Origin of the sequence: Mycobacterium bulgaricum (assembly GCF_041287165.2) — a bacterium.
GTDB classification, from domain to species: Bacteria; Actinomycetota; Actinomycetes; order Mycobacteriales; family Mycobacteriaceae; genus Mycobacterium; species Mycobacterium bulgaricum.
In genome coordinates this window covers 1-20,299 of record NZ_JBGGKV020000003.1, presented here as the reverse complement: position 1 = coordinate 20,299, position 20,299 = coordinate 1, and the positions used below count along the sequence as shown (strand labels likewise).

Sequence of the window (20,299 nt, the reverse complement as noted above, 5' to 3'; positions counted from 1 at the left end):
CTGGTAGGCGACCACACGGGAGTCCCGGGTACGGGGACTGAGAGTGAGCCGCCGGCTCTTACCGTCACACCTGATCCGGGTCATGCCGGCGAAGGGAGCGAAGAACATGCCCAGACTGGCCGTCGTCGGCGGTGGTGTCATCGGGCTCGCCGTCGCCCGGCGCGCCGCGCACGACGGCTGGGGTGTGCGCGTGCACCGCACCGGGGAGCCCGGCGCGTCGTGGGTCGCGGGCGGAATGCTGGCGCCGCACAGCGAGGGCTGGCCGGGCGAGGAGCAACTGCTCAAGATCGGTCTCGACTCACTGTCGCTGTGGCACGACACTTTTCTCGCGGGCCTGCCGCCCGACGTCGTCACCGCCCGTGAATCCCTGGTGGTCGCCGTCGACGCGGCCGATGCCGCGGATCTGAAGACCGTCGGCGCGTGGCTGTCCGCACAGGGGCATCCGGTGACGATGACGACCGCCGCACGTGACGTGGAACCGCTTCTGGCGCAAGGTATCCGGCATGGCTTCCGGGCCGAGACAGAGCTCGCTGTCGACAACCGTGCCGTGGTCGAGGCGCTGGCTTCCCAGTGCGAGAGCCTCGGTGTGGAGTGGGCGTCGCCGGTCGGCTCACTGGCAGAGACGGCCGACGCCGACACCGTCGTGCTGGCCAACGGCATCGATGCGCCGTCGCTGTGGCCCGGGCTGCCGGTGCGTCCGGTCAAGGGCGAAGTGCTGCGGCTGCGGTGGCGGCGGGGATGCCTGCCCGTCCCGCAGCGTGTGGTCCGCGCCCGGGTGCGCGGGCGGCAGGTGTACGTCGTGCCGCGCGCCGACGGCGTGGTGGTCGGCGCGACGCAGTACGAGCACGGCCGCGACACGTCACCGGCCGTCAGCGGCGTGCGGGATCTGCTCGACGACGCGTGCGTGGTGATGCCGGGCCTCGGCGAATACGAGTTCGCCGAGGCCGCGGCCGGCCTGCGCCCGATGACACCCGACAATCTTCCGTTGGTCGGGCGGCTCGACGAGCGCACCCTGGTGGCCGCGGGCCACGGCAGGTCGGGTTTTCTGCTCGCGCCGTGGACGGCGGAGACCATCGCCACCGAATTGAAAGGAGCGACGGTCACGTGAAAGTCACAGTCAACGACGAGGCAGTCGAGGTGGACGACCAGACGACGGTCGCGGCACTTCTCGACCACCTCGGCATCCCGGAGAAGGGGATTGCGGTCGCGGTGGACTGGTCGGTGCTTCCCCGTTCGCAGTGGGACACCGCGTTGAAGGATGGAGCGAAGATCGAAGTGGTGACGGCGGTGCAGGGTGGCTGACTTCACGACAGGAAAGCTGAGTATCGCGGGCCGGGAGTTCGGGTCGCGGCTCATCCTCGGCACCGGCGGCGCCGCCAACCTCGCGGTGCTGGAATCGGCGCTGATCGCCTCCGAGACCGAGCTGACCACCGTGGCGATGCGGCGCGTCGACGCCGACGGCGGCACCGGCGTGCTGGATCTGCTCACCCGGCTCGGCATCACCCCACTGCCCAACACCGCCGGATGCCGCGGCGCCGCCGAAGCGGTCATGACCGCGCAGCTGGCGCGCGAAGCGCTGCAGACGAACTGGGTCAAGCTCGAGGTGATCGCCGACGAGCGCACCCTGCTGCCCGACGCGGTCGAACTGGTGAGGGCCGCAGAACAACTCGTCGACGACGGGTTCGTGGTGCTGCCCTACACCAACGACGACCCCGTGCTGGCGCGGCGCCTCGAGGCCACAGGCTGCGCTGCGGTGATGCCACTGGGCTCGCCGATCGGCACCGGCCTCGGCATCGCCAATCCGCACAACATCGAGATGATCGTCGACCAGGCGGGTGTGCCGGTGATCCTCGACGCAGGCATCGGCACCGCGAGCGATGCGGCGCTGGCCATGGAATTGGGTTGCGACGCGGTACTGCTCGCCACCGCGGTCACCCGCGCATCTGATCCGCCCGCGATGGCGGCGGCGATGTCGGCGGCGGTCAGGGCCGGCTACCTGGCGCGGCGCGCCGGTCGAATCCCGAAGAGGTTCTGGGCACAGGCAAGCAGCCCGGCGCTGTGATCCGATGACGAGGTATGTGGCGCTGGGCAGCTCGATGGCGGCGGGGCCCGGCATCACGCCGCGGGTGCCTGGGTCGCCGCGCGCAGCGGGCCGCTCTGCGCGCAACTACCCGCACCTCGTCGCCCGCACGCTCGGCCTCGATCTGGTCGACGTCACCTATTCGGGCGCGACCACCGCGCACGTGCTGTCCGAATCCCAGCGCGGTGCACCGCCTCAGATCGCCGCACTCGACGGCACCGAGACGTTGGTGACCGTCACCATCGGCGGGAACGACGCCGGCTATGTTCCGATGTTGTTCGCGGCGGGGCTGCCCCGCGCGGTGCGCGTGATCCCGTTGCTGGGCGGGCGGATACGGGAGCTGCTCGATCCCTCTGCGCGCTATGTCGCACTGACGGAGGCGGGCGGTGCGCTGATCGAGGTCGGACACGAAATCCGGCGCCGCTCGCCGCAGGCCACCGTGCTGTTCGTCGACTACCTGACCCTGCTGCCCGAGACGGGTGCCGCACCGCCGCTGCGCGAGCCGCAGCTGAGCCTCGGCAGGCACATGGCCGCGACGTTGCAGCAGCTGACCGCGGACGCGGCCAGAGCGACCGGGTGCGGGCTGGTGCGGGCCGCCGAGGCGAGCCGCGCGCACCACGCGTGGTCGAGCGAGCCCTGGACCATCCGCTTCGGTTTTCCCCGCCCGCGGCGCCCCGCGCCGCTGCATCCCAACGCCGAAGGAATGCGCGCCGTCGCCGACCTCGTCGTGGCGGCAGTGTGATCGAACTACGTTCACTGACAAAGACTTACGGCCCCAACAGGGCCGTCGACGGGCTGACGTGCACCGTCGAACCCGGTGTCGTCACCGGATTCCTCGGCCCCAACGGGGCGGGCAAGACCACCACGATGCGAATGATCCTCGGCCTGGACCGCCCCACCTCGGGCACCGCGACGATCGACGGCAAGGCCTATCGGCAGCTGACCGACCCACTGCGCACCGTCGGCGCGCTGCTCGACGCCAGGCAGGTCCATCCGAACCGCAGCGTGCGCGATCATCTGCGGTGGATCGCCGCGACCCACCGCATCGAGCGGCGCAGGGTGGATGACGTCCTCGACATGGTCGGGCTCGCCGCGGTTGCCGGCTCGCGTGCCGGCACGCTGTCGCTGGGCATGGGCCAGCGCCTCGGCATCGCGGCGGCCCTGATCGGGGATCCGCGGGTCCTGCTGTTCGACGAACCGGTCAACGGCCTTGACCCCGAAGGCATCCACTGGGTGCGGACGCTGATGCGCGCTCTGGCGGCCGAGGGACGCACGGTACTGGTGTCCAGCCATCTGCTGTCGGAGATGGCCAACACCGCCGACCGTCTCGTGGTGATCGGCAGGGGCAGGCTGATCGCGGCCACGTCGGTGGCCGATTTCGTGGCGCGATCGGGCGGCGCCGTCGTGCGGGTGCGCAGCCCACGTCTGGCGGAGCTGTCCGGTGTGCTGAGCGCGGCCGGTCTGTCGGTGCGGGAGGACGGCCCGGCGCTGACCGTCAGCGACACCACCACAGACGTGGTCGGCGAACTCGCCGCGCAGAATTCGATCGCGCTGCACGAGTTGAGCGCGCAGCAGGTGTCGTTGGAGCAGGCCTATCTGGCCTCCACCGACGACGCCACCGAGTACCGGGGAAGGTCGCAGTGATCCGCGCGGCGAGCGCCGTCGTGAACGCCGAGCGCATCAAGCTGACCACGCTTCGCTCTCCGTTGTGGTCGTCGGCGGCGGCAGTCGTGCTCAGCCTGGGTCTGGCCGCTCTGCAGGCGTCGGTCGCCTACGGCTACGAACGCATGACCGTCGCCTCGGCGTGCCTGGGCGTCGCCGTCTTCGGGGTCCCGGTGCTGATGATCGTCGCCGCGATGACGGTGACGGGCGAGTACCGCAGCGGCCTGATCGCGACAACCTTCATGGCCACCCCGCACCGCACGCTCGTGGTATGCGCCAAAGCGCTTGTCGCGGCGGTGTTCTCGGCGGTGTCGGCAGTGGTGATGGTGTTCGGCTCGGTGATGGTGGCGCGGCTGGTGGCGGAGCCAGGTGTAGCTGACGGTATGACCGTGGCGACGACGGTGCGGTTCTCGGTCGGGCTGGCGTTGTTCGCGGCGCTGGCAGCCGTCCTGGGGGTGGGGGTGGCGGTGTTGCTGCGGCACACCGCAGGTGCGGTGACGGTGCTGCTGCTCTGGCCGCTGCTGGTCGAGCCGTTGCTGGGCAACCTGCCGGGCCGCGGCTGGGAGATCGGCCCTTACCTGCCGTTCGCCAACGTCTTCCGGTTTCTCGACGTCCAGTGGCTGTTCCCGGAGTATGCGATGCATTGGGGCGCATGGGGTTCGCTCGGCTACTTCACCGCCGTCGTCGCCGCGATCTTCGTCGCGGCTCTTGTCACGGTGAACCGCCGCGACGCCTAGCATGGCTGCGATGACGGTTCCGGATGCGATCGTGGTGGGCTCCGGCCCCAACGGCCTCGCTGCCGCCGTCACGCTGGCCCAGGCCGGGCTGGCCGTCACCGTGCTGGAAGCCGACCACGAGATCGGTGGAGGCGCCCGAACGGCCGAGCTGACGGTGCCCGGCCTCAAACACGACACGTGCTCGGCCGTGCACCCGTTCGCCGTCGCGTCACCGTTTCTGGCCGGCCTGCCGCTGTCGGACTTCGGACTGACGTGGCGGTTCACCGAGATCGACATGGTCCACCCCCTGCCGGACGGAAGCGCAGGCGTGCTCACGACGTCGCTGGAGGACACCGCGGCGGGCCTCGGCATCGACGGCCCGAGATGGCGGGCGGTGTTCGGCCCGTTGGTGCGGTCGTTCGACACCATCGTCTCCGACGTTCTCGGTCCGCTTGTCCGCATCCCCGATCATCCGATAGCAATGCTGCGGTTGGGCATTCGGGCCGGGCTGCCCGCCTCGGTGCTCGCCAGGATGTTCCGCACCGAGCAGGCGCGGGCGATTCTCGGTGGCTGCGCCGCACACATCTGGCGGCCCTTCAACAGGCCGGCGTCGGCGTCGGTGGGCACCGTCATGATCGCGGGCGGGCACCGGCACGGATGGCCGGTCGCCGAGGGTGGGTCCGGCGCCATCGCCGGTGCGCTGGCAGGTTTGGCACGATCACTCGGCGTGGTCATCGAGACCGGGATCCGTGTGACGTCGCTGTCCGAGCTGCCACAGACTCGCATCACCCTCTTCGACACCGGCCCGTCGGCTTTTGCCGACATCGCGGGGAACCGGTTGGCGCCCCGGAGGGCGAAGGCCTATCGCACGTTCCGGTACGGGCCCGCCGCGTTCAAACTCGACCTCGCTGTGCAGGAGGGTATTCCGTGGGCGTCGGAGGCGGCCCGCAGAGCGGGCACCGTGCATCTGGGCGGCACGATGGCCCAGATCGGCGAAGCCGAACGGCAGATCACCAAGGGCATCATGCCCGCCCGGCCCTTCATGCTGATCGGGCAGCAATACCTCGCCGACCCGCAGCGCTCCGTCGGCGACATCCATCCGGTATGGATGTATGCGCATGTGCCCCATGGATATACGGGTGACGCCACCGGGGCGATGCTCGATCAGATCGAGCACTACGCCCCCGGTTTCCGTGACCGCATCGTCGCGACCCACGTGACGACCCCGCGCGAACTCGCGGCCCGGAACCCGAACTACGTGGGCGGTGACATCGTCGGGGGCCGCAACGATCTGCGGGGGCTGGCCGCGCGGCCCGTGCTGGCGCTCGACAACTACGCCACCGGAATCCCCGGAATGTATCTCTGTTCGGCGTCGACGCCCCCCGGGGCGGGCACGCACGGCATGTGCGGGCATCTGGCCGCCCGACGTGCCCTGGCAGGTTTGGAGGAACCGTGACCGACCCGCACATCCTGAAGCTCGGCTTACCCCACCTCGACGTCACCGCGCTGTCGTGGGGTCCGCCCGACGGGCGGCTCGCCCTGTGCCTGCACGGGTTCCCCGACAGCGCGTGGGGATGGCGCAAGCTGGCACCCCTCCTGGCCGGCAACGGTTTTCGCGTCATCGCCCCGTTCGCCCGGGGGTATGCACCGACGGGACCCGCCGCCGACGGCGACTACCACATCGGCGCGCTGATGTACGACGCGTTGGCCGTGCACGAAGCGCTCGGCGCACCCGAGGATGCCGTGCTCATCGGCCACGACTGGGGTGGGTTCGTCTCCAGCGCGATCGCCGCCTACCCGGAATCGCCGTTCGCCGAACACATCACGATGGCGGTGGCCCCCATCGGCGCGATCAACAAGACCCGCGGACCGGTCGTGCGCCAGCTGAGTCTGCTGCCCAAACAGTTGCGCAACAGCTGGTACATCCTGTTCTTCCAACTGCCCGCACTCCCCGAGCGACTGCTGCTGCGCATCATCCCCAGGCTGTGGCAGGACTGGGGGCCCAGCGGCTACGACACCGGCACCGAGCTCGACGACGCGCTGGCCGCCCTGCCCAGCGCCGCGCACCGCAAGGCGGCCGTCGGCTACTACAGGGCGATGGTGCGGCCTTCACACCCCGCTCCCAAATACGCGGATCTGCACAAGTGGTGCTTCGACGTTCCCAAGGTGCCGATCCTTCACCTGCAGGGCGAGCAGGACGGCGCGATGGAGGCCGCCTATGCCGAACCGATCCTCACGGCATTGCCGGAGGGCAGCCGAGTCGTCATGGTGCCCGCAGCCGGCCATTTCCTTCAGATCGAGCGACCGCAGGTCACCGCGGATGCCATTCTCGACTACCTCGGTGACCGTCAGGGGCCGCGCTAACGTGGTGGTCGTGACCCCCAGAAGACTCGTGGCCGTGCTGGCTGTCGCTGCGCTGACGGTCGGTGGGTGCGGGCGCGAGCCCAGCCCCGCACCGCAGCCAACCCCCGACCCGAACGCTGCCGCCGAATTCGCCGACGAGTTGTCGCAGTCGGTCACCTCCGAGGCCCTGATGGCGCACCTGGCGAAGCTGCAGGAGATCGCGGATGCCAACGACGGCAATCGCGCGCTCGGCAGGCCCGGGTACGACGCGAGCGTGGACTATGTGGCCAATGCATTGCGGGACAAGGGATTCGACGTCGATACACCGGAGTTCGAGGTCAAGATCCCGTGGGCTGACGAGCCCTCGCTGACCGTCGCGGGCAACAAGGTCGAGGCCAAACCGATGGAGTACACCGTGGGCACTCCGGAAGGCGGGGCGTCCGGTCCGATCGTCGTCGCCCGGTCCGAGGACACCCCGGGATGCACCGCGAGCGACTACGACGGCTTGCCCGTCGACGGTGCGATCGTGCTCGTCGACCGTGGGTCGTGCCCGTTCGGCGGGAAGCAGGCGGTCGCCGCGCAGCGCGGCGCGGTGGCGCTGATCGTGGCCAACAACGAGGACGGCGAAGAGATGGCCGGCGGCACCCTCGGCGATTCCACCGATGTGAAGATCCCCGTCATCAGCATCACCAAGGCCGCGGGCGAACAGCTGCGCCGGGAACCGGGCGCACGCGCGGTGATCAATCTGAACGCGGGTGTCCGAATCGAGCGGACCCGCAACGTGATCGCGCAGACCAAGACGGGATCGACCGCCGACGTGGTCATGGTCGGGGCGCATCTGGACAGCGTGCCGGAAGGTCCGGGTATCAACGACAACGGCTCCGGAGTGGCGGCCGTCCTGGAAACCGCACTGCAACTGGGCAGCTCGCCGCAGGTGAACAATGCGGTCCGGTTCGGCTTCTGGGGCGCCGAGGAGACCGGCTTGCTCGGCTCCAACGACTACGTCGCGTCGCTCGACGACGACGCGCTGCGCGACATCGCGCTCTACCTCAACTTCGACATGCTCGGGTCCCCCAACCCGGGATACTTCACCTACGACGGCGACCAGTCGGCCACGCCGGACCCCCGCGGCGGCGTGCCGCGGGTTCCCGAGGGCTCGGCCGGGATCGAACGCACACTGACCGCCTACCTCGACCGTGCCGGAAAGCCGGGTGAGGACACGTCATTCGACGGCAGGTCCGACTACGACGGCTTTACCAGGGCAGGTGTGCCTGCGGGAGGCCTGTTCTCGGGAGCCGAGGAGAAGATGTCGGCCGAGCAGGCCGAGCGGTGGGGCGGGGAGGCAGACCAGCCGTTCGACCCCAATTACCACAAGGCATCCGACACTCTCGATCACATCGATGAGACGGCGATGCAGATCCACGGCAGTGGGGTCGCCTACTCGGTGGCGCTGTACGCACAGGATCAGCGCGGCCGCAACGGAATTCCCGTGCGAGAAGACCGCACCCGCCATCAGCTGACCACACCGTGAGGGCGCGCCGGTTGGTCGCCGCGCTGGTCGCGGTGAGTGCGCTCGTCGCCTCGTGCTCCTCATCGAACGCGCCGGCGCCGGTGGCGGAGTGGGGACCCGACCTGGCGGACAAGGTGACCATCGACGGCGTCTACGGCCACCTCCTCAAGCTGCAGGAGATTGCCGACGCCAACGGCGGGAACCGGGCCGACGGGTCGCCCGGCTACCAGGCAAGTGTCGACTATGTCGCACAGCAGCTGCGGGACAAGGGTTTCGACGTCGAAACACCGGAGTTCGAGCGGCTCTCCGGTTCCCAGGGTGGTAGGCCCGTGCTGACGGTGGCCGGGCGAAACTTCCGCGTCGAGCAGGCCTCGTTGATGATCACCACGCCGCGTGGCGGATTGAAGGCGATCACCCTGCGCCCCCGTCGCCCGGCCGGATGCTCGGCCGCCGATTACGGCAACGTATCGGTGGCCGAGGCGATCGCGGTGGTGGACGACACCGGCTGCTCGATTGTCGACAAACAGCGCATCGCCGCCGAGGAGGGCGCCGTCGGGCTATTGGTGGTCAGCCAAGCCACTCCGTCGCGGCCCGTCGGTGCCCCGCCCACGCTGTTCACCCCCGGCTACTACAACGACCTCAAGGTGCCTGTCGGCATCATCGACCCGGCCGCGGACGCCGCGGTGCGCCGGACCGACTCCGCAGTCACCCTCGTCCTGGACAAGAAGCCCGTCATGACGACCTCGCGAAATGTCATCGCGCAGACCAAGACCGGCGACACCAAGAATGTGGTGTTCGTCGGCGCCCACCTCGACAGCGTGCAGTCGGGAGCGGGCATCAACGACAACGGATCGGGTGTGGCCACGGTGCTCGAGACCGCGTTGCAACTCGGCGGCGAGCCGGGGACGGCCAACGCGGTGCGTTTCGCGTTCTGGGGCGCCGAGGAAGTGTCGATGGACGGCTCGAAGAAGTACCTGCGGTCCCTGAGCAAGGAGCAGATCGACGACATCGCGCTGTATCTGAACTTCGACATGCTCGGCTCGCCCAATGCGGGTTACTTCACCGACGACGGCGACCAGTCCACCCAGACGGGCGATTTCGCGCCTGCGCCGGATGGCAGCGCCGGCATCGAGCGCACCCTGGCCGGACGGTTGCTGCTGGACGGCGTGCGACCGGCGGACATTCCGCTGCAGCGGGTCACCGACTACGCACCCTTCCTGGCCGCCGGCATCCCCGTCGGCGGTCTCACCACCGGCTCGTCGCAGATCAAAACCCCTGTGCAAGCCCGACTGTGGGGTGGTCGCGACGGGGTGGCGTTCGACCCGAACTACCACACCCGTCTCGACAACATCGACAACGTCGACCGGGATGCGCTCGGAATCATGGCGTCGTCGGCGGCCTTCGCGGTGGGCACCTATGCGCAGTCGATCGACGGTGTCAATGGGGTTCCTGCGCGGGAGCAGCGCGACCGGTTGGTTCCCTAGCGTCCGTCCTGAGGCCCAGCAGGCGCATGCCGTGGTAGATGACCAGCGCGGCGATCGATCCGAGGGCGATGCCGGTGAAGGTGAGACCGCCTGCGCTCCAGGTGAAGTCGGCGATGCCGATGATCAGGGGGATGGCCGCTGTCATCTGATTGACGGGTTTGGAGAAGTCGACGTGGTTGGTCAGCCAGATCCGCACGCCGAGGATGCCCACCAGACCGTAGAGCACGACCGTCGCGCCGCCGAGCACACCACCGGGGATGGCGGCGATCGCCGCACCTACCTTGGGGCACAACGACAACACGACCGCAACACCGGCGGCCACCCAGTACGGCGCCGTGGAATACACCCGGGTAGCCGCCATCACGCCGATGTTCTCGGCGTACGTTGTCGTCGCCGAGCCGCCGCCGAATCCGGCGAGCGTCGTCGCGACGCCGTCGGCGGCCAGCGCGCGGCCCATCAGCGGATCGACGTCGGTGCGGGTCATCTGACCGACCGACTTCACGTGTCCGATGTTCTCGGCGATCAGAGCGATGACGGCGGGCAGGAACAGCGGAAGGACCGACAGCGAGAATGTCGGGGTCTGGAACTCGGGCAGCCCGATCCAGGGTGCGGCCGCGATGCCGGAGGTGTCGACCTCACCGAGGAACAGCGCCAGCACATAACCCGCGACCACGGCGATGAAGATGGCGAGCCTGCCGATCATGCCTCGAAAGAACGCGAGCACGCCGACCAGCAGGACCAGCGTGACGATCCCGAGCAGCGGGCCCGTCTCGAAGTTCTGCTTGGCGACCGGCGCCAGGTTGAACCCGATGAGTGCGACGATCGCGCCCGTCACGATGGGAGGCAGCGTCACGTCGATCCAGTGCGTGCCGACGACGTGCACGACGCCGCCGACGATGATCAGCAGGACTCCGACCGCGACGATGCCGCCGAGCGCGCTGCCGGTGCCCTGCGCGGCGACGGCGGCCGTGATCGGTGCGATCACCGAGAAGCTCGAACCCAGATAGCTGGGCAGCCGGTTGCCGGTGATCAGCAGGAACAAGATGGTGCCCACACCCGAGAACAGCAGCGTGGTCGCCGGCGGAAAACCGGTCAGGACCGGCACCAGGAACGTCGCGCCGAACATCGCGACCACATGCTGGGCGCCGAGCCCCAGCGTGCGCGGCCAGCTCAGCCGCTCATCGGGTGCGACGACGAAGCCCGGCTCCGCCTTCGATTCGACCAGCTTCCACGTGAACGCCATTCAGCGACTACACACCATGACGATGCACGCCGCTAGTCGTATAGGCGATCATCCCGGCCAGCACCACGGCGGCCCCCGCGGCCACCGATACCGGCGGAAGCGTGAAAGCCAGTGTGAGGCAACCGATCAGTCCGATTGCCGGCACGACGCGCGCGCTGACCGACGTGGTGAGCGTCCAGGCCGAAGCGTTGGCGATCGCGTAGTACAGCAGCACCCCGAACGACGAGAATCCGATCGCGCTGCGCACGTCGACCAGCGCGGCGACCACGGCGACGACTGCGCCGACCGCGAGCTCGGCGTGATGCGGCGTCCCGTGCCGAGGATGGACGGCGGCCAGCGTGTGCGGCAGGTAGCGGTCCCGCGCCATCGCCAACGTCGTCCGCGACACCCCGAGCAGCAGCGCCAGCAGCGCCCCCAGTGCGGCGATGGCCGCGCCGACGCCGACGACGGGGGTCAGCGCGGGGAAACCCGCCGCGCGCACGGCTTCCGAGAGCGGGGCGGCGGCCGATCCCAGCCGGGCACTGCCGAGTTGGGCCACCACGGCGACGGCGACCACCGCGTACACGAGCAGGGCGAGGGCCAGAGCCAGGCCGACCGCCCGGGGAATCGTCCTGGCGGGGTCGCGGACCTCCTCGCCCAGCGTCGCGATGCGCGCGTAACCGGCGAACGCGAAGAACAGCAGCCCGGCGGCCTGCAGGACGCCGTAGGCGTCGACGTCGCCTCCCAGCGCCAGCCGTGACGCGTCAGCGCGGCCGGAACCGAGGATGACGACCACCACGGTGGCGAGCAGCGCCAGCACCAACGCCACGATGATCCGGGTCAGCGTCGCCGACCGCTGGATGCCCGCGTAGCCGACGGCCGTCAGCGCGACCACGGCTCCCACGGCCACCGCGTTGGCGTAGGCCGGCCATACGTAGTACCCGACGGTCAGCGCCATCGCCGCACACGATGCGGTCTTGCCGACGATGAAGCTCCAGCCGGCGGTGTGGCCCCAGAACGGGCTGAGCCGCTCACGCCCGTAGACGTAGGTGCCGCCGGAGCGCGGATAGCGCGCGGCCAGCCGCGCCGACGACATCGCGTTGCAGACGGCGACGACAGCGGCGACGGCCAGACCGACGAGCATCCCGGTGCCTGCTGCGGCAGCGGCAGGGGCCAGCGCGACGAAGATGCCGGCCCCGATCATGGAGCCCAGGCCGAGTGCGACGGTGTCGAACAGGCCGAGGCGGCGACTCAGGGCCGGCTCGTCCGACGAGGTCACGGTGCCGCAGAGCTACCGATTGCGGGCGACGTTGACCCCCATGTAGAGCAGGTACGCCCCGAGCCCGGCAAGGGCGATCTTTCGCGTCTTCGGCGATGCGATGCCGAGCCCGATCGCGGTTTCGGCGGCACCGTCGATGTAGACGTGCTGTCGGGTGTTGGTGGGAAAGGCCGACTTGGTGACGCCCTCGTACACCTGAGGCACGACGAAGTGGGACAGGCCGGTCCCGGCGAGAGCCAGACCGGCGACGGTGGCGGCACGCGAGTTTTGTTTAGGCACAGGCGGATACTAGACGATCGAATAATCGGTGATCGGGTACTCCGAGGCTTCGCGGATGGCGTCTTTCGTCGACATCGGACGCAGCAGGGTCGGTTCACCGGCCGGGTTGTAGTAGTACGAGCGAGCGGTGGCGCAGCTGCCGTTGAGGAACAGCGAATCGCCCAGCAGTTCTGTCATGCGGTCCAGGTACCGCGTATTGGCTTCCTCGGTGATCTCGAAAGTCGTTGCACCGCGCCGCTTCAGCTCGCCGAAAAGGCGGTCCATGTGCCGCATCTGATACTCCATCGTGTTGAAGAAGTTCAGGCCGAGGAACGCGTAGGGGCTGGCCAGCGACAGGTAGTTGGGGAAGTACGGCATCGAGACGCCCTGGTAGGCCTGGAACCTGGTCTCGCGCCACCACTTCCCGAGGTTGCGCCCTTCGCGTCCGATGACCTCGATGGCGGGGAAGTTGGCTTCCCACAGGTCGAAGCCGGTCGCGAGCACCAGGGTGTCGATGGTGGTCTTGCTGCCGTCGTTGTTGACGATGCCGTCTGACTCGATGCGCGCGATGCCGTTGTCCTGCAGATGAACATGCGGTTTCGTGAACGTGCGGTAGTAGCTGTTAGAGAACGTGGGACGCTTGCAACCGAAGTCGTAGTCCGGGGTCAGCTTCGCCCGCAGTTCCTTGTCTCGGATGGTGGCGAACCGGAACATCTTGGCGAGGTCGCCGGCGGCGATGTTGAATCGGCCGCGTGTCTGACGGTTGTGCAGCACCGCCACCGACACCATGAGCTCGTAGATCGTGTCGGTGATGGCGCGGATGATGCGCTGTGTCAACGGGATCCGGGCGAACAGACGCTTGGAGCGCTCCGAGAAGCGGAAGTCGACCTTGGGCACCACCCAGATCGGTGTGCGCTGGTAGACGGTGAGGTCGGCGGCTTTCTTCGCCAGCTCGGGAATCAACTGCACGGCAGTGGCGCCGGTACCGATGATGCCGACCTTCTCGCCGGTCGGGTCGTAGGTGTCATCCCATGCCGTGGTGTGGATGACCCGTCCCTCGAACTCGGTGATGCCGGGGATGTCGGGCATGTGGGGCTGCGACAGGAAGCCGGTGGCCGTGAGCAGGTATCGGGCGTCGATCGTCGAGCCGTCGGCGAGGTTCACCCGCCAGAGCTTGGCGTCCTCGTCCCAGCGCGCGCCCTCGACCGTGACGTTGAACCTGATGTGGCGCCGCACGTCGTACTTGTCGGCGACGTCGTCGGCGTACTGCTTGATCTCGCTGCCGGTCGAGAAGAGCCGCGACCAGTTCGGGTTCGGCTCGAAGAAGTAGGAGTACGTGGTCGTGGGGACGTCCACCGCGAGCCCGGGGTAGTGGTTGACGTACCACGTGCCACCGAGGTCGTCCTCACGGTCGACGATCACAAAGTTGTCGATGCCCATCCGCTTGAGCTGGATGGCAGCGCCGATACCTGCGAACCCGGCACCCACGATGACCGCGTCGAAATGCTCCGAAGCCATGCGAGAACGGTACCCGAGGTACCGCTACCGGCGAAGTCAGCCCTTGATGGATCCGGTGCGTGGCGGATCGAGGGTGGCGATGCAGGTGACGAGCCGGTCGCCGTTGGCCCAGGTTTCCGCGGTCGGGTACAGGACGTAGAGCTGTACCGAATCGTCGAACATCGACTGCGGCGAATAACTGACCAGCTCCGGGCTGCATTTCTCGTGGTAGGCCTCCACCGCGGCCTGCCCGGGGAAATCGCCGTCGGGCATCGTCAGCACGGCGAAGACCTCGCCGGCGTGGGGCTCGTCGCAGCTGATGGTCTTGACGGTCAGTACGCGCTCGCCGTCCGGGATCTCGGCCAGACAGTCACCGACGGCGACGTCGGTCGCCGTCACGCGGTCGCTGTTCACCGCAATGACGACGAAGATCAGCACGCCGACCATCCACAGCGCCGACAGCACGATGCCGGCGATCGCCATTCCCCGGCCGCTCTGGTAGTCCTTGGCCTTGATCAGGCCGATGACGCCACAGACCAGGCTGATCAGGACGCCGCCGATGACGCCGAAGATCAGCGACACGATCGCCCACCAGTTGGTCCGCTTCACGGGCTGCGGGAACGGCTGCCACGGGGCGCCCTGATAAGGCTGCGGCGGTGGCGGGGGATAGGGCTGTCCGTACGGCGGTGGGGGCGGCCCGGGAGGTGGCGGCGGCCCGGGCGGTGGCGGAGGTACGGTCACGCTGCGACGATAGCTCAGCCGAGTTGCGCAAGCGCCGCATCGACGGCGAGCGCGGGAACGTCGAGCTTCTTTGTTCCGAGGTCGTGCCGCGCGCCCGTCACTTCGACGATCGCGGTGGCGGCGTCGACGAGCGCGGCTGCGGGCCGCAGCTCATCGAGGGTGCCGAACGGGTCCGCGGTGCCGTGGGTGAACACGGTGGGCACGGTGATCCGCGGAAGGTGTTCGGTGCGGGCTCGTTCCGGCTTGCCCGGCGGATGCAGCGGGTAGGAGAACAGTGTCAGGACGTCGAGCTCGAGACCGTCCGCGACCGCCATCGACGTCAGCCGCCCGCCGTAGGAGTGGCCACCGGCGATGACGGGGCCGTCGGCAAGTGCTCTGACGACCGCCACCGCCTCGACGATGCCGGCGATGTCGGCGGCCGAAGAGCCGGACGGCGGACCCTTCGGACGACGACGTCGGTACGGCAGGTTGTAGCGCACCGCGAGCCAACCGCGGCGCGCCCACTCGTCGCACAGCGCTCTCAGCATCGGGGAGTCGCGGCTGCCACCCGCGCCGTGGGTGAGCGCGACGACACCCGAAGGGGAGCCCTCGGGCTCGTGCGCGACGCCCGCGATGTCCTCCAGGGTCATGTGCTCAATCTGAACAGAGCGTTGACCGGCCCGTGGCCGTGGCCCAGCGGATAGGCGGCGCGCAGGCATTCGGTGACCCACCGCTTGCCGAACGCGACGGCGTCAGGCACGGAGTAACCGTGAGCGAGAGCAGATGCGGTCGCAGCTGCCAGTGTGTCGCCCGCGCCGTGATCGTGGCCGGTGTCGATGCGGGTGGTGTCGAATTCGTGGAAGTCGGTGCCGTCGAACAGCAGGTCCGGGCTGTGCGAGGAGGACCGCAGATGCCCGCCCTTGACCAGGGCCCATTTGGGGCCGAGCTCATGCAGCTTCCGGGCCGCCTCGCGCTGGGTCTGCTCGTCAACAACCTCCACATCGACCAGGAGGCGCACCTCGTCCAGGTTGGGTGTCACGAGCGTAGCAAGCGGAAAGAGCTTGTCCCGCAGCGCGTTCAGCGCGCTCGGATGCAACAGTGGATCGCCGTGCATCGAGGCGCAGACCGGGTCGACGACCAGTGGTGTGCTGGTGTCGAGGCCCTGGGCCACCCAGGCGTCGGCGATCGTCTCGATGATCGCCGACGAGGCGAGCATGCCGGTCTTGGCGGCCTGGAGCCCGATGTCGGAGGCCACCGCCTCGATCTGGCCGGCGACGATGTCGAGGGGAATCTCGTGAAATGCCTTCACGCCCACGGAGTTCTGCACCGTGACGGCTGTAACCGCGACGAGGCCGTGCAATCCGAGCAGAGCAAAGGTGCGCATATCGGCCTGGATTCCCGCCCCGCCCCCGGAATCGGAACCGGCGATCGTGAGGACGCGCAACGGCGTCTCGCCGGGCGGAGTCAACGGGAGGAAGGTCATGTCGTCACCACCGGTAGCTGGGTCTTGTCGGCCATTGCCTCGGCCACGTCGTGGCTGATGCGCATGGAGCAGAACTTCGGACCGCACATCGAGCAGAAGTGTGCGGACTTGGCAGGTTCGGCGGGCAGTGTCTCGTCGTGGAACGCGCGGGCAGTGTCGGGGTCCAGCGACAGGTGGAACTGGTCTTCCCACCGAAACTCAAAGCGCGCCTTCGAAAGTGCGTCATCACGGATCTGGGCGCCGGGATGACCCTTGGCGAGGTCGGCGGCGTGTGCGGCGATCTTGTAGGCGATCACGCCGTCCTTGACGTCCTTGCGGTTGGGCAACCCGAGGTGTTCTTTCGGGGTGACGTAGCAGAGCATCGCGGTGCCGGCCTGGGCGATGATCGCGGCACCGATCGCCGAGGTGATGTGGTCGTAGGCAGGTGCGATGTCGGTGGCCAGCGGGCCCAACGTGTAGAAGGGAGCTTCCTCGCAGAGTTCCTCCTCGAGGCGGACGTTCTCGACGATCTTGTGCATCGGGACGTGGCCTGGGCCTTCGATCATCACCTGCACGCCATGGGATTTCGCTATCGTGGTCAGCTCACCGAGGGTTCGTAGCTCGGCGAACTGGGCGGCATCGTTGGCGTCGGCGATCGAGCCGGGACGCAATCCGTCTCCGAGGGAGAACGTCACGTCGTAGCGGGCCAGAATGTCGCAGAGTTCTTCGAAGTTGGTGTAGAGAAACGATTCGCGGTCGTGTGCCAGGCACCAGGCTGCCATGATCGAGCCGCCGCGGCTGACGATGCCGGTGACCCGGCCGACGGTCAGCGGGATGTGACCCTTCAGCACGCCGGCGTGCACGGTCATGTAGTCGACACCCTGCTCACACTGTTCGATCACGGTGTCGCGGTACACATCCCAGGACAGCTTCACGGGGTCACCGCTGACTTTCTCGAGTGCCTGGTACATCGGCACGGTGCCGACGGGGACCGGGGAATTACGCAGTATCCACTCACGGGTCTGATGAATGTCGCGGCCGGTGGACAGGTCCATGATGGTGTCGGCACCCCACCGGGTGGCCCAGACCATCTTGTCGACCTCTTCGGCGATCGACGAGCTGACGGCCGAATTCCCAATGTTCGCATTGACTTTGACGGCGAACGCCTTGCCGATGACCATCGGCTCGGCCTCGGGGTGATGGTGATTGGCGGGGATCACCGCGCGGCCACGGGCCACTTCGTCGCGCACCAGCGCAGGCGCGACACCTTCGCGTTCGGCGATGAACGCCATCTCCGCGGTGACTTCGCCGGCACGGGCGCGCTGCAGCTGGGTGCCGCGGTCGCGGGTCACGCTGCGACGTGGCAGGCCTGCGTCGAGGTCGATCACTGCGGCACCGTCGGTGTACGGGCCGGAGGTGTCGTAGAGATCCAGGTGCTCGCCGTTGGTCAGGTGGACGCGACGGAAAGGAACACCGTTGCGATAGATCTTCGTGCTGCCCGCGATGGGGCCGGTCGTGACTGAGGGTGCAATGGAAAGGTCGGTCATTCTCGTATCTCCCTACGCCGGCATTACCCGGTCAGGTTCGTACGGTCGACGGGCCTACCCGTCCTCTCAGCGCGCTCGGTACGCGCTCCCGCGTGTTGACGGTTGCCACGGTAGCGGGCGGAGCTCGAATTGCCTAGGAATGATTTATATAGCTAATATATGTTCTTTGTGGGCGAGGTGAGAAAGCGATGACGACAGAGGTGCAGGTCGGCCGTATCAATGCCGACCATCCCCACTACAAGTGGATCGTCCTGTCCAACACGACGCTGGGGACGCTGCTGGCGACGGTGAACGCGTCGATCGTGCTGATCTCGCTGCCCGCGATCTTCCGCGGCATCGGCCTCAATCCGCTGGCCCCGTCCAACATCAGCTACCTGCTGTGGATGCTGATGGGCTACCTCGTGGTCACCGCGGTTCTGGTGGTGCCGTTCGGGCGCCTAGGCGACATGTTCGGCCGCGTCCGGATCTACAACATCGGCTTCGCGGTGTTCACGCTCGCGGCGATAGCCCTGTCGTTCGATCCGTTCCACCTCGACGGCGGCGCCATCTGGCTGATCGCGTGGCGGGTGATCCAGGGGATCGGCGGAGCGATGCTGATGGCCTCGTCGTCGGCCATCCTCACCGACGCGTTCCCGGCGAACCAGCGCGGCATGGCGCTCGGCGTCAACATGGTCGCCGCAGTCGCCGGGTCGTTCCTCGGTCTGCTGATCGGTGGGGTGCTCTCCGAATGGCATTGGCAGGCCATCTTCTGGGTCGGCGTGCCGATCGGCCTGGCAGGCACGATCTGGAGCATGCGCTCGCTCCGTGAGATCGGCGTGCGCACACCGGGCAAACTCGACTGGGCCGGCACGCTGACGTTCGGTGTCGGCCTGACTGTTCTGCTGATCGGAATTACGTACGGCATTCAGCCCTATGACGATTCGACGACGGGCTGGACCAATCCCTACGTGTTGGGGGCGATTGCCGGCGGTCTGCTTCTGCTCGTACTGTTCTGCTTCATCGAACTGCGCGTCGCGCAGCCGATGGTCAACATCCGACTGTTCCGGTCCGCCGCGTTCGGCATGGGTAATGTCGCCGGCCTGATGTCGTCGATGGGCCGGGGCGGATTGCAGTTCATGCTGATTATCTGGCTGCAAGGTATCTGGCTTCCGTTGCGGGGCTACGACTTCGAATCGACTCCGCTGTGGGCGGCGATCTACATGCTGCCGATCACGATCGGCTTTCTGCTTGCCGGGCCCATCGCGGGCTGGCTTTCCGACCGGTACGGCGCCAGGCCGCTGACCGTGGGCGGCATGGCGCTGATGGCGGCATCGTTCATCGCGTTGGTGATGATCCCGGTGGACTTCCACTACTGGGTGTTCGCGCTGCTGATCTTCCTCAACGGTGTCGGCGGCGGCATCTTCACCGCACCCAACACCGCTGCCATCATGTCGAGCGTTCCGGCCTCGGAGCGTGGAGCGGCATCGGGTGTGCGCGCCACGTTCTTCAACGCCGGATCGTCGTTGTCGATCGGGATCTTCTTCTCGCTGATGATCATCGGGCTTGCGAACTCTCTGCCCGGAACGTTGAGCAGTGGGCTGCAGGAGCAGGGTGTTTCTGCCGCCGTGGCGCAGCAGGTGGCCGACCTTCCGCCGGTAGGCAGCTTGTTCGCGGCCTTCCTCGGCTACAACCCGATCGCCGAGTTGCTGGAGCCCTACCATGCTCTGCAGCAGCCCGGCGTCGATGCCGAGGTGTTGACGGGCCAGACGTTCTTCCCCCACTTGATCATCGAGCCTTTCCACTCGGGTTTGGTGGTCGTCTTCGTGGCTGCGGCGGCCATGATGGTGATCGGGCTGATCGCGTCGCTGTTCAATCCGGGGCGGTACGCGGAAAGCGCAGGGCAGGACTAGAAGAACGCGCCGCGGACGAAGAAGCTCTCCAATTTTCTGGTGACGATCGCACCGACGGGTAGCCGCGCGGCGATCTCCAGGTTCTCGTCGGCGACGTCCTCGGCCCAGGACGCGGGCCATCCGCCGTCTTCGAGGCTGGTCTCGAACGCGAGAATCATGTCCTCGCGGGTCATGTCGGACTCCACGACCATCGCGGTCGTGGTGGCCCGATGCGATGCCGCCCCTGCGAATCCGCGTCCGCACCCGCACGGGCCGTCCGGATCGCGGAGGTCGCGGTTGCACGGCTCCTGGATCCATACGAGTTCACGCTCGATACAGAAGTGATAGTCGTCAGGGTGGGTGCCCTGCGTATGGCCGGTCGCCACAAGGATTCTCATATTTTCCTCTCCTAGAAGGGTGGTGGGTCGTCGTCGTGGTCGGTTGGTCTTGGCGGGTGTCCGCGGCGCTCTGGTATGGCTGTTGGCGGGGTTTCGGTTTGGGCTTGGCGGTCGAGGCGGTTAAGGCGTCGTTCGGTGGCGATGTAGGCGGCCCGGTTCTGGGCGCGGCTGGTCGGGCGGGTGGGCATCTTGAGGTGCCGGCCCTGCGGGGTCGGTGACGGTGTTGCCTGCGTGGGGGGTGGCGGTGCGGGTG

20 protein-coding genes, 1 pseudogene and 1 riboswitch are annotated in these 20,299 nt (G+C 68.0%); of the genes and pseudogenes, 11 read left to right on the top strand and 10 right to left on the bottom strand.

Annotated elements, in window-relative coordinates; translation table 11 throughout:
- Positions 1-5: 5 nt before the first annotated feature.
- Positions 6-114, top strand: a riboswitch (TPP riboswitch).
- From thiO to ACAG24_RS11020, 10 genes are all read left to right on the top strand, one after another.
- Positions 107-1,108, top strand: a complete 1,002-nt coding sequence (gene thiO / locus ACAG24_RS11065; RefSeq protein ID WP_370473112.1) for a glycine oxidase ThiO — start codon at positions 107-109, stop codon at positions 1,106-1,108. (Overlaps the previous riboswitch by 8 nt.)
- Positions 1,105-1,302: a sulfur carrier protein ThiS gene (gene thiS / locus ACAG24_RS11060; protein WP_370473111.1), complete on the top strand. Its 198-nt coding sequence runs from the start codon at positions 1,105-1,107 to the stop codon at positions 1,300-1,302. Before thiO ends, thiS begins: the two co-directional genes overlap by 4 nt.
- The gene (locus ACAG24_RS11055) at positions 1,295-2,062 is read left to right on the top strand and encodes a thiazole synthase (RefSeq protein ID WP_370473110.1); all 768 of its coding nucleotides are present in this window, start codon (positions 1,295-1,297) and stop codon (positions 2,060-2,062) included. The genes thiS and ACAG24_RS11055 overlap by 8 nt, the downstream gene beginning before the upstream one ends.
- A gap of 4 nt (positions 2,063-2,066) precedes the next feature.
- Entirely contained in the window at positions 2,067-2,822 is a 756-nt protein-coding gene (locus ACAG24_RS11050) for an SGNH/GDSL hydrolase family protein (RefSeq protein ID WP_370473109.1), read from the top strand.
- Complete coding sequence (locus tag ACAG24_RS11045; protein WP_370473108.1) at positions 2,819-3,724, top strand: ABC transporter ATP-binding protein; 906 nt, start codon at positions 2,819-2,821, stop codon at positions 3,722-3,724. Before ACAG24_RS11050 ends, ACAG24_RS11045 begins: the two co-directional genes overlap by 4 nt.
- The gene (locus tag ACAG24_RS11040; RefSeq protein WP_370473107.1) at positions 3,721-4,479 is read left to right on the top strand and encodes an ABC transporter permease; all 759 of its coding nucleotides are present in this window, start codon (positions 3,721-3,723) and stop codon (positions 4,477-4,479) included. Before ACAG24_RS11045 ends, ACAG24_RS11040 begins: the two co-directional genes overlap by 4 nt.
- A 10-nt stretch (positions 4,480-4,489) precedes the next feature.
- A complete protein-coding gene (locus tag ACAG24_RS11035) occupies positions 4,490-5,914 on the top strand; it encodes a phytoene desaturase family protein (RefSeq protein ID WP_370473106.1) in 1,425 nt (474 codons plus the stop codon).
- Positions 5,911-6,822: an alpha/beta fold hydrolase gene (locus tag ACAG24_RS11030; protein ID WP_370473105.1), complete on the top strand. Its 912-nt coding sequence runs from the start codon at positions 5,911-5,913 to the stop codon at positions 6,820-6,822. Before ACAG24_RS11035 ends, ACAG24_RS11030 begins: the two co-directional genes overlap by 4 nt.
- On the top strand, positions 6,779-8,332 hold the full coding sequence (locus ACAG24_RS11025; RefSeq protein WP_370473104.1) for a M28 family metallopeptidase: 1,554 nt from the start codon (positions 6,779-6,781) through the stop codon (positions 8,330-8,332). The genes ACAG24_RS11030 and ACAG24_RS11025 overlap by 44 nt, the downstream gene beginning before the upstream one ends.
- A complete protein-coding gene (locus tag ACAG24_RS11020) occupies positions 8,329-9,795 on the top strand; it encodes a M28 family metallopeptidase (protein WP_370473103.1) in 1,467 nt (488 codons plus the stop codon). The genes ACAG24_RS11025 and ACAG24_RS11020 overlap by 4 nt, the downstream gene beginning before the upstream one ends.
- Here ACAG24_RS11020 and ACAG24_RS11015 read toward each other — a convergent pair.
- From ACAG24_RS11015 to thiC, 8 genes are read right to left on the bottom strand one after another with little or no spacing between them, the layout of a single operon-like run.
- Positions 9,749-11,038 (bottom strand): uracil-xanthine permease family protein, encoded by a 1,290-nt coding sequence (locus ACAG24_RS11015; RefSeq protein WP_370473102.1) that lies wholly within the window; start codon positions 11,036-11,038, stop codon positions 9,749-9,751. The two genes, ACAG24_RS11020 and ACAG24_RS11015, sit on opposite strands and share 47 nt — an antisense overlap.
- Positions 11,039-11,045: 7 nt before the next feature.
- Complete coding sequence (locus ACAG24_RS11010; RefSeq protein WP_370473495.1) at positions 11,046-12,272, bottom strand: APC family permease; 1,227 nt, start codon at positions 12,270-12,272, stop codon at positions 11,046-11,048.
- Positions 12,273-12,308: 36 nt separating this feature from the next.
- Positions 12,309-12,575 carry a DoxX-related protein gene (locus ACAG24_RS11005; protein WP_370473101.1) on the bottom strand — a complete coding sequence of 89 codons (267 nt, stop codon included), beginning with the start codon at positions 12,573-12,575 and terminating at the stop codon, positions 12,309-12,311.
- Positions 12,576-12,584: 9 nt separating this feature from the next.
- The gene (locus ACAG24_RS11000) at positions 12,585-14,072 is read right to left on the bottom strand and encodes a flavin-containing monooxygenase (RefSeq protein ID WP_370473100.1); all 1,488 of its coding nucleotides are present in this window, start codon (positions 14,070-14,072) and stop codon (positions 12,585-12,587) included.
- A 36-nt stretch (positions 14,073-14,108) separates the two neighbouring features.
- Positions 14,109-14,792, bottom strand: a complete 684-nt coding sequence (locus ACAG24_RS10995; RefSeq protein WP_370473099.1) for a DUF4190 domain-containing protein — start codon at positions 14,790-14,792, stop codon at positions 14,109-14,111.
- Between the two features lie 14 nt (positions 14,793-14,806).
- On the bottom strand, positions 14,807-15,421 hold the full coding sequence (locus ACAG24_RS10990; protein ID WP_370473098.1) for an alpha/beta hydrolase family protein: 615 nt from the start codon (positions 15,419-15,421) through the stop codon (positions 14,807-14,809).
- Positions 15,418-16,254 (bottom strand): bifunctional hydroxymethylpyrimidine kinase/phosphomethylpyrimidine kinase, encoded by an 837-nt coding sequence (thiD, locus tag ACAG24_RS10985; RefSeq protein WP_370473097.1) that lies wholly within the window; start codon positions 16,252-16,254, stop codon positions 15,418-15,420. Before thiD ends, ACAG24_RS10990 begins: the two co-directional genes overlap by 4 nt.
- Positions 16,251-17,780 carry a phosphomethylpyrimidine synthase ThiC gene (gene thiC, locus ACAG24_RS10980; protein WP_370473096.1) on the bottom strand — a complete coding sequence of 510 codons (1,530 nt, stop codon included), beginning with the start codon at positions 17,778-17,780 and terminating at the stop codon, positions 16,251-16,253. Before thiC ends, thiD begins: the two co-directional genes overlap by 4 nt.
- Before the next feature lie 188 nt (positions 17,781-17,968).
- Here thiC and ACAG24_RS10975 point away from each other — a divergent pair, with 188 nt between their 5' ends.
- Entirely contained in the window at positions 17,969-19,669 is a 1,701-nt protein-coding gene (locus ACAG24_RS10975) for an MFS transporter (RefSeq protein ID WP_370473095.1), read from the top strand.
- Here ACAG24_RS10975 and ACAG24_RS10970 read toward each other — a convergent pair.
- Both ACAG24_RS10970 and ACAG24_RS10965 read right to left on the bottom strand, forming a co-directional pair.
- Positions 19,666-20,046 (bottom strand): DUF7715 family protein, encoded by a 381-nt coding sequence (locus ACAG24_RS10970; RefSeq protein ID WP_370473094.1) that lies wholly within the window; start codon positions 20,044-20,046, stop codon positions 19,666-19,668. The two genes, ACAG24_RS10975 and ACAG24_RS10970, sit on opposite strands and share 4 nt — an antisense overlap.
- Positions 20,047-20,057: 11 nt before the next feature.
- Positions 20,058-20,299, bottom strand: a pseudogene (locus ACAG24_RS10965) (HNH endonuclease signature motif containing protein); the annotation flags it as partial.

Excerpts from the sequence above, each read along its gene's own strand:
- thiD (WP_370473097.1), bottom strand. The coding sequence starts at position 16,254 with ATGACCTTCCTCCCGTTGACTCCGCCCGGCGAGACGCCGTTGCGCGTC.
- ACAG24_RS11050 (WP_370473109.1), top strand. The coding sequence starts at position 2,067 with ATGACGAGGTATGTGGCGCTGGGCAGCTCGATGGCGGCGGGGCCCGGC.
- thiC (WP_370473096.1), bottom strand. The coding sequence starts at position 17,780 with ATGACCGACCTTTCCATTGCACCCTCAGTCACGACCGGCCCCATCGCG.
- ACAG24_RS11035 (WP_370473106.1), top strand. The coding sequence starts at position 4,490 with ATGACGGTTCCGGATGCGATCGTGGTGGGCTCCGGCCCCAACGGCCTC.
- ACAG24_RS11000 (WP_370473100.1), bottom strand. The coding sequence starts at position 14,072 with ATGGCTTCGGAGCATTTCGACGCGGTCATCGTGGGTGCCGGGTTCGCA.
- ACAG24_RS10975 (WP_370473095.1), top strand. The coding sequence starts at position 17,969 with ATGACGACAGAGGTGCAGGTCGGCCGTATCAATGCCGACCATCCCCAC.
- thiO (WP_370473112.1), top strand. The coding sequence starts at position 107 with ATGCCCAGACTGGCCGTCGTCGGCGGTGGTGTCATCGGGCTCGCCGTC.
- ACAG24_RS10990 (WP_370473098.1), bottom strand. The coding sequence starts at position 15,421 with ATGACCCTGGAGGACATCGCGGGCGTCGCGCACGAGCCCGAGGGCTCC.
- ACAG24_RS10970 (WP_370473094.1), bottom strand. The coding sequence starts at position 20,046 with ATGAGAATCCTTGTGGCGACCGGCCATACGCAGGGCACCCACCCTGAC.
- ACAG24_RS11025 (WP_370473104.1), top strand. The coding sequence starts at position 6,779 with ATGCCATTCTCGACTACCTCGGTGACCGTCAGGGGCCGCGCTAACGTG.
- ACAG24_RS11015 (WP_370473102.1), bottom strand. The coding sequence starts at position 11,038 with ATGGCGTTCACGTGGAAGCTGGTCGAATCGAAGGCGGAGCCGGGCTTC.